General features: G+C 67.0%; 14 protein-coding genes and 4 tRNA genes. 1 reads left to right on the forward strand and 17 read right to left on the reverse strand.

Going from position 1 to position 12,800, the window contains the following annotated elements:
• Positions 1 to 2: 2 nt before the first annotated feature.
• The 8 genes from rplK to H8N03_RS21375 form a co-directional block, all read right to left on the reverse strand.
• Positions 3 to 434, reverse strand: a complete 432-nt coding sequence (rplK, locus tag H8N03_RS21340) for a 50S ribosomal protein L11 (RefSeq protein WP_169422694.1) — start codon at positions 432 to 434, stop codon at positions 3 to 5.
• 126 nt (positions 435 to 560) lie between these two features.
• Entirely contained in the window at positions 561 to 1,166 is a 606-nt protein-coding gene (nusG, locus tag H8N03_RS21345) for a transcription termination/antitermination protein NusG (RefSeq protein WP_187078253.1), read from the reverse strand.
• Positions 1,166 to 1,549 carry a preprotein translocase subunit SecE gene (gene secE, locus H8N03_RS21350; RefSeq protein ID WP_187078254.1) on the reverse strand — a complete coding sequence of 128 codons (384 nt, stop codon included), beginning with the start codon at positions 1,547 to 1,549 and terminating at the stop codon, positions 1,166 to 1,168. Before secE ends, nusG begins: the two co-directional genes overlap by 1 nt.
• 95 nt (positions 1,550 to 1,644) lie before the next feature.
• Positions 1,645 to 1,720, reverse strand: a tRNA-Trp gene (locus tag H8N03_RS21355).
• A 60-nt stretch (positions 1,721 to 1,780) separates the two neighbouring features.
• Positions 1,781 to 2,971: an elongation factor Tu gene (tuf, locus tag H8N03_RS21360; protein ID WP_187075737.1), complete on the reverse strand. Its 1,191-nt coding sequence runs from the start codon at positions 2,969 to 2,971 to the stop codon at positions 1,781 to 1,783.
• A gap of 73 nt (positions 2,972 to 3,044) precedes the next feature.
• A tRNA-Thr gene (locus H8N03_RS21365) sits at positions 3,045 to 3,119 on the reverse strand.
• 31 nt (positions 3,120 to 3,150) lie between these two features.
• Positions 3,151 to 3,224: transfer RNA gene (locus H8N03_RS21370), tRNA-Gly, on the reverse strand.
• An 82-nt stretch (positions 3,225 to 3,306) separates the two neighbouring features.
• Positions 3,307 to 3,392 (reverse strand) — tRNA-Tyr (locus H8N03_RS21375).
• Positions 3,393 to 3,541: 149 nt separating this feature from the next.
• Between H8N03_RS21375 and H8N03_RS21380 the strand changes: the two genes are divergently transcribed.
• Entirely contained in the window at positions 3,542 to 4,666 is a 1,125-nt protein-coding gene (locus H8N03_RS21380; protein WP_187078255.1) for a patatin-like phospholipase family protein, read from the forward strand.
• On the opposite strand, the gene H8N03_RS21385 is transcribed toward H8N03_RS21380, so the two are convergent.
• From H8N03_RS21385 to glsA, 9 genes are all read right to left on the reverse strand, one after another.
• The gene (locus H8N03_RS21385; protein WP_187078256.1) at positions 4,667 to 5,398 is read right to left on the reverse strand and encodes a uracil-DNA glycosylase; all 732 of its coding nucleotides are present in this window, start codon (positions 5,396 to 5,398) and stop codon (positions 4,667 to 4,669) included.
• A complete protein-coding gene (gene trpC, locus H8N03_RS21390; protein WP_187078257.1) occupies positions 5,398 to 6,189 on the reverse strand; it encodes an indole-3-glycerol phosphate synthase TrpC in 792 nt (263 codons plus the stop codon). Before trpC ends, H8N03_RS21385 begins: the two co-directional genes overlap by 1 nt.
• Position 6,190: 1 nt before the next feature.
• Positions 6,191 to 7,219, reverse strand: coding sequence for an anthranilate phosphoribosyltransferase (trpD, locus tag H8N03_RS21395; RefSeq protein WP_187078258.1), 1,029 nt, complete (start codon positions 7,217 to 7,219; stop codon positions 6,191 to 6,193).
• 10 nt (positions 7,220 to 7,229) lie between these two features.
• Positions 7,230 to 7,901 (reverse strand): LysE family translocator, encoded by a 672-nt coding sequence (locus H8N03_RS21400; protein ID WP_187078259.1) that lies wholly within the window; start codon positions 7,899 to 7,901, stop codon positions 7,230 to 7,232.
• A 4-nt stretch (positions 7,902 to 7,905) separates the two neighbouring features.
• Positions 7,906 to 8,946: a low-specificity L-threonine aldolase gene (gene ltaE, locus H8N03_RS21405; protein WP_354005160.1), complete on the reverse strand. Its 1,041-nt coding sequence runs from the start codon at positions 8,944 to 8,946 to the stop codon at positions 7,906 to 7,908.
• The gene (locus H8N03_RS21410; protein WP_187078260.1) at positions 8,943 to 9,515 is read right to left on the reverse strand and encodes an anthranilate synthase component II; all 573 of its coding nucleotides are present in this window, start codon (positions 9,513 to 9,515) and stop codon (positions 8,943 to 8,945) included. Before H8N03_RS21410 ends, ltaE begins: the two co-directional genes overlap by 4 nt.
• Positions 9,516 to 9,600: 85 nt before the next feature.
• Positions 9,601 to 10,044, reverse strand: a complete 444-nt coding sequence (locus H8N03_RS21415) for a GxxExxY protein (RefSeq protein WP_187078261.1) — start codon at positions 10,042 to 10,044, stop codon at positions 9,601 to 9,603.
• Positions 10,041 to 11,561 (reverse strand): anthranilate synthase component I, encoded by a 1,521-nt coding sequence (gene trpE, locus H8N03_RS21420; RefSeq protein WP_187078262.1) that lies wholly within the window; start codon positions 11,559 to 11,561, stop codon positions 10,041 to 10,043. The genes H8N03_RS21415 and trpE overlap by 4 nt, the downstream gene beginning before the upstream one ends.
• Before the next feature lie 249 nt (positions 11,562 to 11,810).
• Positions 11,811 to 12,797 (reverse strand): glutaminase A, encoded by a 987-nt coding sequence (gene glsA, locus H8N03_RS21425; RefSeq protein WP_187078263.1) that lies wholly within the window; start codon positions 12,795 to 12,797, stop codon positions 11,811 to 11,813.
• Positions 12,798 to 12,800 lie beyond the last annotated feature (3 nt).

Genomic DNA, 12,800 nt, shown 5'->3' on the forward strand with positions numbered 1-12,800 from the left:
GATCAGAGGCCCTCCACCGTGATGCCCATGGAGCGGGCGGAACCGGCCAGCGTGCGCACGGCGGCGTCGACGTTGGCGGCGTTCATGTCCTTCAGCTTGGTCTTGGCGATCTCTTCCAGCTGGGCGCGGGTGATCTTGCCGACCTTGTCGGTATGGGGCTTGGCGGAGCCCTTGTCCAGCTTGATGGCCTTCTTGATCAGGACGGTCGCGGGCGGCGTCTTGATGATGAAGGTGAAGCTCTTGTCCGCGAACGCGGTGATCACCACCGGCAGCGGCAGACCGGGCTCGACGCCCTGGGTCTGGGCGTTGAACGCCTTGCAGAACTCCATGATGTTCAGGCCGCGCTGGCCGAGCGCGGGGCCGATCGGGGGCGACGGGTTCGCCTTGCCGGCCGGGACTTGCAGCTTGATGAAGCCGACAATCTTCTTAGCCATGTCTTTGGTTCCTTGCGGGTGATAGCGCCTTGCGGCTCCCCGGGGGTTGGAGGCTCTTTGCTGGGGTGAACTTCGTTCAACCCAACCTACGATCCGCGCCGAGCCAGGTAGCGCGGATCAGGAAACTCAGGTTTTCTCGACCTGGCTGAATTCCAGTTCGACGGGCGTCGCGCGGCCGAAGATGGTCACGGACACGCGCACCTTGCTCTTCTCGTAGTTGACTTCCTCGACCGTGCCGTTGAAGTCGGTGAACGGGCCGTCCTTGACGCGCACGTACTCGCCCACCGTGAATTCGACCTTGTGGCGCGGCTTCTCCACGCCCTCTTCCATCTGGCCCATGATCTTGGCGACTTCGTCGTCGCTGATCGGGGCCGGGCGGTTCTTGGCGCCGCCCACGAAGCCGGTCACCTTGTTGGTGTGCTTCACCAGGTGCCAGGTGTCGTCGTTCATGACCATCTGCACCAGCACGTAGCCGGGGTAGAAGCGGCGCTCGGACGTGCGCTTCTGGCCGTTCTTGATCTCGACGACTTCCTCGGTGGGCACCAGGATCTCGCCGAACATGTGCTGCATGCCGGCGCGGTTGATGCGCTCCTTGATGTTGCGCTCCACCGCCTTCTCCATGCCGGAGTAGGCGTGGACCACGTACCAGCGCAGGTCGGGGTTGGCAACCTTGGCGGCCGCACCCGGAATCTCCGGCTGGCCTTCGGCCGCGGCGTTTTCGATCTCGCTCATTACTTCTTCCACCCCAGGATCAGGTCGTAGAACACCCACTCGAGGCTCTTGTCGGTCACCCAGAGGAAGAGGGCCATCAGGACGACGAAGCCGAACACGTAGGCCGTCATCTGGATCGCCTCGCGGCGCGCGGGCCACACGACCTTCTTCACTTCCTTGACGGAGTCGCGGCCGAAGGCGATGAACTCCTTGCCCGGCTCCGAGGTGAGGAACACGGCGACGGCGGCCACCAGGCCCACCACCAGCGCGCCCCACTGCGCCACCTGGCCCTGCTTGGCCAGGAGGTAGAAGCCGGCCAGCGCGGCGATCACCAGCGCGATGGCGGCACCCACCTTCGCCTTGTCGGCGCCGGTGGAGACGGTTTCAACTTGGGTCGTGGCCATGGAGCGCGCGTCTTCCTGCGTAAATATTTCGGGTGTCGTTCAAGACACTGAAGCCCGACACACGGGTCGGGCTTGGTTCTGGAGTGCCACTCAGGTGGCAGGGGCAGTAGGAATCGAACCTACAACCTTCGGTTTTGGAGACCGACGCTCTGCCAATTGAGCTATACCCCTCCGGCAACCAGTCGGTTTTTCGGGCAACCCGGCATTATGCCGGATCCCGAAAAACCACAATCACTCCATGATCTTGGCGACGACGCCGGCGCCGACGGTCTTGCCGCCTTCGCGGATGGCGAAGCGCAGGCCTTCTTCCATGGCGATCGGGGCGATCAGCTTGACGGTGATCGTCACGTTGTCGCCGGGCATGACCATTTCCTTGTCCTTCGGCAGCTCGATCGCGCCGGTCACGTCCGTCGTGCGGAAGTAGAACTGCGGGCGATAGTTGTTGAAGAACGGCGTGTGGCGGCCGCCTTCGTCCTTGGACAGCACGTACACCTCGGCGGTGAAGTGCGTGTGCGGCTTGATGGAGCCGGGCTTGCACAGCACCTGGCCGCGCTCGACTTCCTCGCGCTTGGTGCCGCGCAGCAGGATACCGACGTTGTCGCCGGCCTGGCCCTGGTCCAGCAGCTTGCGGAACATTTCCACGCCCGTGCAGGTGGTCTTGAGCGTCGCCTTCAGGCCGACGATCTCGATTTCCTCGCCGACCTTGATCACGCCGCGCTCCACGCGACCGGTCACCACGGTGCCGCGGCCGGAGATGGAGAACACGTCTTCCACCGGCATCAGGAACGCACCGTCCACGGCGCGCTCGGGCGTCGGGATGTAGGTGTCCAGGGCTTCCGCCAGCTTCATGATGGCCTGCTCGCCCAGCTCGCCCTTGTCGCCTTCCAGCGCCAGCTTGGCCGAGCCCTTGACGATGGGGGTGTCGTCGCCGGGGAAGTCGTACTTGGACAGCAGCTCGCGCACTTCCATCTCGACCAGTTCCAGCAGCTCGGCGTCGTCCACCATGTCGCACTTGTTCAGGAACACGATGATGTAGGGCACGCCCACCTGGCGCGCCAGCAGGATGTGCTCGCGCGTCTGGGGCATCGGGCCGTCGGCGGCGGACACGACCAGGATCGCGCCGTCCATCTGGGCGGCGCCGGTGATCATGTTCTTCACGTAGTCGGCGTGGCCAGGGCAGTCCACGTGCGCGTAGTGACGGTTCTGCGTCTCGTATTCGACGTGCGCGGTGTTGATCGTGATGCCGCGGGCCTTCTCTTCGGGGGCCGCGTCGATCTGGTCGTACGCCTTGGCTTCGCCGCCGAACTTGGTCGACAGCACGGTCGTGATCGCCGCCGTCAGGGTCGTCTTGCCATGGTCCACGTGGCCGATGGTGCCCACGTTGACGTGCGGCTTGGTCCGCTCGAACTTACCTTTTGCCATTTTTTTCGACTCCGAAAAAAGTAACGATCACAATCGCTGACTGGTGCAGTCACAGGGAACGCACCACTTGTCGTGGTGCCCTTGGCGGGAATCGGACCCGCGACCTCTCCCTTACCAAGGGAGTGCTCTACCACTGAGCCACAAGGGCGAAATTCTTCAGGGCCTCGATGATGCGCTTATGGAGCGGGAGACGGGAATCGAACCCGCGTCATTAGCTTGGAAGGCTAAGGTTCTACCATTGAACTACTCCCGCGTCGGGTGTGGTTCAAAGGCCGACCCGGGCGCCCGTCACGGCTATCAGCTCACCCAAAACTCATCAATTCAAAGCGTCTCGCTGGTGGAGGAGGCTGGATTCGAACCAGCGTAGGCGTAAGCCAACAGATTTACAGTCTGCCCCCTTTAGCCACTCGGGCACCCCTCCGCGAGGAACCGCAGACTATAGCAGCTTTCGGACGCCCGGACGGCGCCGACTCCCACTTTCCGCCCCGGAACGGCGAGCTGCAAGCTGGCTGACAGGGGCGCGGCGCGCTCTGTCACGACCTTCCGCACGGATGTTGCTACCGTGGGGACATGCGCACGATCAACCTGGCCCTGCAGGGCGGCGGCTCGCACGGCGCCTTCACCTGGGGCGTGCTCGATGCGCTGCTCGAAGACGGCCGCATCGCCTTCGAAGGGCTCAGCGGCACCAGCGCCGGGGCCGTCAATGCGGTGGCGTTCGCCGGCGGCTGGGCCACGGGGCTGGCGCAGGGACGGGACCCGCGCGAAGCCGCCCGCGAGAAGCTCGCCGGCATCTGGTACCGCGTCAGCGCGCTCGGCAGCCTCGGCACGCTGCAGCAGCAGTTCACGCGCATGCTGTGGGGCGGGCTGCCGCCGGAGCTGTCGCCCGGCAACTTCATCGGCAACGCGTGGCGCGGCCTGCTCTCCCCGTACAACAGCAACCCGCTGGACATCAACCCGCTGCGCAAGATGCTGGAGGAGGAGATCGACTTCGGGGCCGTCGCGGCCCAGAAGGAACTGAAGGTCTTCGTTTCCGCCACGCACGTGAACACCGGGAAGGCCGTGGTGTTCACGGGCCGGCAGCTCGATGCCCGCGCCGTGCTCGCGTCGGCCTGTTTGCCGATGCTGTTCCAGGCGGTGGAGATCGACGGGCAGGCGTACTGGGACGGCGGCTATTCCGTGAACCCCGCGCTGTCGCCGCTGATCCAGGAGTGCGCGGCGGCCGACGTGCTGCTCGTGCAGATCAATCCGCTCACGCGCAACCACACGCCGCGCAGCTCCGCGGACATCCTCGACCGCATCAACGAGCTGACCTTCAACGCGAGCCTGCTGACGCAGATGCGCGCGATCGACTTCGTGAACCAGCTGATCGCGGACGGCGCCGTCTCGCACGCGCGCTGCAAGGCCGTGCGCGTGCACCGCGTCGAGGGCGGGGCGGCCCTGGAGGCCTTTCCAGCCTCGAGCAAGACCTCGGCGGACGGCGTGATGATCAACAAGCTCTTCGATGCCGGCCGGATCGCCGCGAAGGAATGGCTCGAGCGCCACTACGAAGCGCTGGGGCACCGGGCCACGGTGGACATCCGCCGCGACTACCTGGACGACACGCGCATGGCGCTCCCCTATCCCGCGCATGCGCTGCCACGCTCCGTGGGGCGCGGCTTCCGGCCGTGGCTGCAGCGCCTGCTGGGGCGCGGCTAGCTACCAGCGGATCGGCGGGTCCAGCAGTTCCTGCAGCCTCGCGAGGTGCGCGGCAGCCTGCTGCACGAATTCCTGCTTGAAGTCGTTGGACGGATGGCGCGAACGCAGCACGCGTTCGGCGGGCACGGGCAACCCGGCCACCGTGGCATCGAAGAACTCCTGCGCCGGCTTGCCCCAGAGCCAGGCCACCGGAACGTCCTGCCCCGCATCGACACGGGTGCGGTACAGCGCACGCACCACCCCCATCGTCCAGTCCTGCCAGCCCACCTTCATGTGGCTGCCGATCTCGCCCTGGCGCACGGTGAGCGCGACGTTGAGCAGCAGCACGCCTTGCCGTGCCCAGGGTTCCAGGTCGGCGATGCGCGGGCGCGAGAAGCCGGGCAGGTGCGTCTCGAAGGCCTTGTAGACGTTGCGCATCGAAGCGGGAATGCCCTTGAGCGAGCAGAACGCGAGGCCCGTCGCATCGCCCGGCCGCGGATACGGGTCCTGGCCGATGACGACCAGCCGCACGTCCTGCGGAGCGACGAGTTCGAACGCGCGGAACGGACGCGCCGGGGCGACCGTTCCGGATTTCGCATCGGCATCCACCTTGCGTGCGATCGCCGCCGCATGCGCATCGAGCCCCTCGCACAGGGCACGCCACGCCGGCGGCAGGTCCTGCCAGGCTGCGGACAGCGGACGCGTGAGCGGCCCGGTGATGTCCTCGAACCCCAGGGGGGACTGCGTCGCCATCAGCTTGCGAACAGCGCCGCGAGTGCCTCGCCGGGCTCCTTGGCGCGCATGAAGGCCTCGCCGACGAGGAAGGCATGCACGCCCGCCGCCCGCATCTTCTGCACGTCCTCGCGCTGCAGGATGCCGGACTCGGTGACCAGCAGCCGGTCGGCAGGGACGTCCGCCAGCATGCCCAACGTGGTGTCGAGGCTCACCTCGAAGGTCCGCAGGTTGCGGTTGTTGATGCCCACCAGCTTCGTCTTCAGCTTCAGCGCGCGCTGCAGTTCCTCGCCGTCGTGCACTTCGACCAGGACCGCCATGTCCAGGCTGCGGGCGACCGCCTCCAGCTCCGCCATCCGCGCGTCGTCCAGGCAGGCCGCGATCAGCAGGATGCAGTCGGCGCCCATCACGCGCGACTCGTACACCTGGTACGGATCGACCAGGAAGTCCTTGCGCAATACCGGCAGGTCGCAGGACGCGCGCGCCTGCTTCAGGTAGTCCGGCTCGCCCTGGAAGAACTGGCGGTCCGTGAGCACCGAGAGGCAGGCGGCCCCGTGCTCGGCGTAGCTCTGGGCGATGTCGGCCGGGATGAAGTCCTCGCGGATCACGCCCTTGCTCGGGCTCGCCTTCTTCACTTCGGCGATGACGGCCGGCTGCCCGGCGGCGATCTTCGCGCGCAGCGCGCCTTCGAAGTCGCGCGTGAGCACGCGGCTGAACGCATCCTCGCGCATCGCCTCCAGCGATTTCTTCTTCTTCGCGGCAGCGACTTCCTCGTGCTTGACCGCGACGATCTTCTGCAGGATGTCGCTCATCTCAGGCACCGAGCGTCTTCGACACGTCCACCAGCTGCTCCAGCTTCGCCTTCGCGGCGCCGCTCTCGAGCGCGGCGCGCGCCCTGGCGATGCCGTCCGCGATGGTGCCGGCGACATTGGCGGCGTACAGCGCCGCACCCGCGTTGAGGATCACGATGTCGCGCGCGGCGCCCTTCTCGTTGTCCAGCACCTGCCGCATCAGCGCGAGCGACTCCTGCGGTGTCTCGACCTTGAAGGAGCGGTTGCTCGCCATCGGCAGGCCGAAGTCCTCCGGGTGGATCTCGTACTCGCTGATCTCGCCGTTCTTCAACTCGCCCACCATGGTGGCCGCGCCCAGGCTCACTTCGTCCATGCCGTCGCGGCCATAGACCACGAGCGCGTGCTCGGCGCCCAGGCGCTGCAGCGCACGCACCTGGATGCCGACGAGGTCGGGGTGGAACACGCCCATCAGGATGTTGGGCGCGCTCGCGGGATTGGTCAGCGGGCCGAGGATGTTGAAGAGGGTGCGCACGCCCAGCTCCTTGCGCACCGGCGCGACGTTCTTCATCGCGGGATGGTGGTTGGGCGCGAACATGAAGCCGATGCCCGTCTCCTGGATGCACCGCGCGATGGCTTCCGGCGACAGGTTGATGTTGAGGCCCATCGCCTCCAGCACGTCGGCGCTGCCGCTCTTGCTCGACACGCTGCGGCCGCCGTGCTTGCTCACCTTGGCGCCCGCCGCCGCCACGACGAACATGGAGCAGGTGGAGATGTTGAAGGTGTGCGAGCCGTCGCCGCCGGTGCCGACGATGTCGACCAGGTTCTTCTTGTCCGCGACGTTCACCTTGGTGGAGAACTCGCGCATCACCTGCGCCGCGGCGGTGATCTCGCCGATGGTCTCCTTCTTCACGCGCAGGCCGGTGACGATGGCGGCCGTCATCACGGGCGAGAGCTCGCCGCTCATGATCAGGCGCATGATCTTCAGCATCTCGTCGTGGAAGATCTCGCGGTGCTCGATGGTGCGCTGCAGCGCTTCCTGGGGGGTGATCATGGTGGGCTCCTTAGCGGGAGGGATTGTCGGCCAGCGCGAGGCGCAGGCCGAAGGCGACGAACAGGGCACCGGCGGCGCGATCGAGCCAGTGCATGCCGCGCTGCACGGCGCCGTGGCGCGTCATCCATGCGGCGGCGAGCGCCCAGCCGGCGTTGATGGCGACGCTGTTCACGTTGAACACCGTGCCGAGGGCGAGGAAGGCGAAGGCCTTGTGCTCCGTCTCCGGCGCGATGAACTGCGGCACGAAGGCGAGGAAGAAGATGGCGACCTTGGGATTGAGGGCGTTCGTGAGAAACCCGCCACGGAAGATGCTCCACAACGATGGCTGTTCGTAGGGTGGCGCCGCGCCAGCGGCGGACGGTGAGCCGCCAGGCGAACCCCACCGTTGCGGCGTGCCCTTCGCAAACACCAACCGCACGCCCACCCACACCAGGTACGCCGCCCCCGCCCACTTCAACACCGTGAACGCCGTGGCCGACGCTGCCAGCAAGGCACTCACCCCCACCGCCGCGGCGAAGATGTGGACGAAACACCCGGCGTTGATGCCCAGGGCCGCGACCACGCCGGCGCGCACTCCGCTCTTCAGCGCGTGCGTGACGATGTAGAGGACGTCGGGTCCCGGCGTGAGGTTCAGCAGGATGCCCGCTCCGATGAACAGCAGCAGGTGCTGGAAGTCCGGCATCGCTTCAGCCCCGGAAGCAGGAGCGGATCGCCGCCACGGCACGGTCGACGCCAGCGGCATCGACGTCCAGGTGCGTGACGAAGCGCAGGCGGTACAGGCCGGTCGCCAGCACGCCCTGCTTCTTCAGGGCGTCCACCAACCCGGCGGACTTCCCGCGTGCGGGCCCCACCAGGTCGACGAAGAGGATGTTCGTGTGCGGTGCCTCCACCTGCACGCCGTCCAGCCCGGCGAGACCTTCGGCCAGCCGCCGCGCGAGCGCATGGTCCTGCGCGAGGCGGTCCACGTGGTGATCCAGTGCGTGGCTCGCTGCAGCCGCCAGCATGCCGGACTGCCGCATCGCGCCGCCCGCCATCTTGCGGATGCGCCTTGCCCGCGCGATCAGGTCCTTCGTCCCGCAAAGCGCCGAACCCACCGGCGCGCCGAGTCCCTTGCTGAAGCACACCGACACGCTGTCGAACAGGCTGGCGATGCGACGCGCTTCCTTGCGCGCGTCGCCGCCCGCTGCCTGTGCAACCGCTGCATTGAAGAGGCGGGCGCCATCCAGGTGCGTGGCGAGCCCCTTGCGCTTCGCCAGTGCCGTCGCCTCCTGCAGGTAGCCGAACGGCAGCACCTTGCCGCCCAGCGTGTTCTCCAGCGCCAGCAGCCGCGTGCGGGCGAAGTGCGGATCGTCCGGCTTGATCGCCGCTTCGATGTCCGCCAGTGCCAGCGAGCCGTCGGCCTGGTGTTCCAGCGGCTGCGGCTGCACGCTGCCGAAGACCGCGGCACCGCCGCCTTCCCAGCGGTAGCAGTGCTGCAGCTGGCCCACGATGTACTCGTCGCCGCGTCCGCAGTGCGAGAGCACGCCACAGAGATTGCTCTGGGTTCCCGTCGGCACGAACAGCGCCGCCTCGAACCCCAGCATGCCGGCGATCTTCTCCTGCAGCGCGTTGACGCTCGGATCGTCGCCGAACACGTCGTCCCCCAGCGGGGCCGCCTGCATGGCCTGCCGCATGGCGGCGGTGGGTTGCGTGACGGTATCGCTGCGGAGATCGACGATCGTGTTCACTTGGCCTGCTCCAGGAAGTTCTTCAGCATCGCATGCCCATGCTCGGTGAGGATGGACTCGGGGTGGAACTGCACGCCTTCGACGGCGATGTCCTGGTGCCGCACGCCCATGATCTCCCCGTCGGGCGTCCAGGCGGTCACCTTCAGCTCCTTCGGGCAGCTCTCGCGCTCGATGGCGAGCGAGTGGTAGCGGTTCACCGTGAAGTGCTCGGGCAGCCCGGAGAACACGCCTTCGCGCGTCGTCGTGATCTCGCTGGTCTTGCCGTGCATCAGCTGCTGCGCACGAATGATCCTGCCCCCGAAGGCAGCGCCGATGGACTGGTGCCCGAGGCACACGCCGAGGATGGGCAGCTTGCCGGCGAAATGCCTGATCGCTTCCACCGAGACGCCGGCTTCCGCGGGAGAGCACGGGCCTGGCGAGATCACGAGCCGATCGGGCCGCCGCTCCGCGATTCCCGCGAGATCGATCTCGTCGTTGCGGAACACCTCGACCTCCGCCCCGAGCTCGCCGAAATACTGCACCAGGTTGAAGGTGAAGCTGTCGTAGTTGTCGACCATCAGTAGCTTCATGAGGCTCTCCTGGAAACAGCCGAACAGCCGGACGCAAAAGTCGCAAAGGTTCCGCAAAAGTCGCGAAAGGGATCCGGTGCATGCTTCATAGCTTGTTCACCATGCGATGGATTCCCTTGGTGACCGGGAATACGTTGAAGTTGATGAGGAGCCCCAGCTTGTGCCCCGAATGACGCAGGTAGGTAAGAAGCTGGGCCCTGTGCGATTCGCCAAGCGCCTCGATGGCTTTGAGTTCGACGACTACCGATTCTTCGACGATGAAATCTGCGCGATACAAAACGCCTATGTCGACGCCCTTGTAGTTGCCGGAGATCGCCGCCTCCTTCCGGTACTTCAATCCCCTCTGTGCGAATTCGACCGCCAGCGCGCCTGAATACGCGCTTTCAAGCAGCCCTGTCCCCAGCACCCTCTGGACTTCGACAGCTGCGCCGATGATCGCGTGCGAACAGTCTCCCTCCACCTCCGGCTGTTCCTTTTGCGACTTTTGCGGAACCTTTGCGACTTTTGCGTCCGGCTGTCCGGTATTCATTCCAGCCCCTCCTCCACCAGCTCGCTCGCCCGCATCAGCGCCCTCGCCTTCGCTTCCGTTTCCTTCCACTCCAGCTCCGGCACCGAATCGGCGACCACGCCTGCCGCGGCTTGCACGTACAGCGTCTGGTCCTTGATGATGCCGGTGCGGATGGCGATGGCGACGTCCATGTCGCCGGCGTAGCTGAGGTAGCCGCAGGCGCCGCCGTAGATGCCGCGCTTGGTGGGCTCCAGCTGGTCGATCAGCTCCATGGCGTGCACCTTGGGCGCGCCGCTCAGCGTGCCGGCCGGGAAGGTCGCCTTGAGCACGTCCATGCTGGTCATGCCCTCCTTCAGCAGGCCTTCCACGTTGCTCACGATGTGCATCACGTGGCTGTAGCGCTCCACCACGAAGGCCTCGGTCACCTTGACGGAGCCAGTCTGCGCGATGCGGCCGATGTCATTGCGCGCCAGGTCGATCAGCATCACGTGCTCGGCGCGCTCCTTGGCGTCTCCCAGCAGCTCCGTCTCCACCGCCTTGTCCACTTCCGGCGTCGCACCGCGCGGACGCGTGCCGGCGAGCGGGCGGATGGTGACCTTCTGGCCTTCGGGCGTCTGCTCCTGCCGCACCAGGATCTCCGGCGAGGCGCCCACCACATGGAAGTCGCGCCCGTCCGCCGTCGCGCCGGTGAAGTTGTAGAAATACATGTACGGGCTGGGGTTCAGCGAACGCAGCGCCCGGTACAGCGACAGCGGCGACTCCGTGTAGCGCTTCTTGATCCGCTGCCCCACCTGCACCTGCATGAAGTCGCCGGCGGCGATCAGCTCCTTCGCCCGCTCGACCGCCTTCAGGTAGTCGGCCTTCGCGAACTCGCGCTCCGCCGGGAAGGTCTCGGTCTGGCGCACGGTGGGCGCGCTCACGGAGTACTTCAGCTGGTCCTTCAGTTCACGCAGGCGGCGCTTGCCGTTCGAATACGCCTCGGGCTTGCCCGGATCCACGTAGACGATCAGGTACAGCTTGCCCGAGAGGTTGTCGATGACCGCCAGCTCCTCGCACTGCAGCAGCAGGATGTCCGGCGTGCCGAGGGTATCCGGCGGGCAGGTCTTCTCCAGCTTCTTCTCGATGTAGCGCACCGTGTCGTAGCCGAAGTAGCCGGCCAGGCCGCCGCAGAAGCGTGGCAGCCCCGGACGCAGCGCCACCTTGAAGCGCTTCTGGTACGCCTCGACGAACTCCAGCGGGTTGCCCTGCGCCGTCTCCACCACCTGGCCGTCCGTGACGACTTCGGTGCGCGCGTCGGCGCCGAAGCCGCTCGCACGCAGGAAGGTGCGCGCCGGCAGGCCGATGAAGCTGTAGCGGCCGAAGCGCTCGCCGCCGACGACGGACTCCAGCAGGAAACTGAGCTTGCCGCCGCCCTTGGCGTGCGCGAGCTTCAGGTACAGGGACAAGGGGGTTTCGAGGTCCGCGAACGCCTCGGCGATCAGCGGAATGCGGTTGTGGCCTTGCAGCGCAAGGCTCTTGAATTCCAGCTCGGTGATCAAGGGTGAGCCTCCACAAGCTCTGCGGCGTGTCGCACGCCGCGGGGGGATCCGAAGTGCCTCCGGGACGGAGGCGCGGGGGCACGGGCTGCCCCGTGCTTTCAGGTGCGCACTTGAACAGGCTTACGCCAGGGCCAGGCTCCCCGGTCGCTGCAACCTGCAATCATCGTGCGGTGGATGAACATACCGGACCAGTGTAGCAAACACTGCCGCGCCGGCCAGCGCGGCAGCAGAAGGGCCGTGCTTTTCGCGCTACGACCGCGGCGCGGGAGCGGAGACGAAGAGGTTCAGGCCCAGGCGCTCCGAAAGGAAGCGGGTGACCAGTTGCCCGCGCACGCTGTTGCCGGCCGCGTCCAGCGGCGGCGAGTACGTGGCCACCGCGCCCTTGCCCGGCGAGACCGTCACGATGCCGCCGCTCACGCCGCTCTTGCCGGGAAGCCCCACGTCGTACAGCCAGAGGCCGGACCGCTCGTACAGGCCCGCCGTCGCCATGACCGCCAGGACGCGCCGGCAGGTGTCGGCGGCGACGACCTGTTCGCTGGTGACGGGGTTGACGCCGCCGCTGGCCAGCGTGGCACCCATCACCGCGAGATCGCGCGCGGTGACCAGCAGGGAGCATTGGCGCGTGTAGACGTCGGTCGCCTCGTCCGGATCGCAGTACAGGCGCTGGTAGCCGCGCAGCAGGTGGGCCACGCCGGCATTGCGCTGGTTGGTCGCCGCCTCGGACCGGTACACGCGTTCGTCGAACGCGAGCGGGCGGCCCGCGAAGCGCGACAGCCCCTGCTGCACGTTCTGCCAGCGCTCCTCGGCGTTCGCGCCGGGCACGAGGCTGGTGGTGGCGATCGCGCCGGAGTTCACCATGGGGTTGGTCGTGCGGTCCGCGCGCAGCTCCACGGCCATGATGGAGTTGAACGCGAGGCCTGTCGCATCCACTCCGAGCCGCAGCGCGGCCTCCTCCGCGCCGAGCGCGTCGCAGACGAGCGCGAAGGCGAAGGGCTTGGAGACGCTCTGGATCGAGAACGCCTGCTCGGCATCCCCCAGCGCGAAGGTGTCGCCACGCGTATTGGCCAGGCAGATGCCGAAGGCGTCCGGATCCGCCTCGGCGAGCGCCGGGATGTAGTCGGCCACCGCGCCCGCGCGCTCGCTGCGGAAGCGCGCATAGGCGGTTTCCACCAGCGCGCGGATCTCGTCGCGCGAGGGCAGCGCGCCGGTGGAGACGAAGGACCGGGACGTGTCCATCGG

The sequence above is a fragment of the Ramlibacter cellulosilyticus genome, assembly GCF_014297465.1.
Classification (GTDB): domain Bacteria; phylum Pseudomonadota; class Gammaproteobacteria; order Burkholderiales; family Burkholderiaceae_C; genus Ramlibacter; species Ramlibacter cellulosilyticus.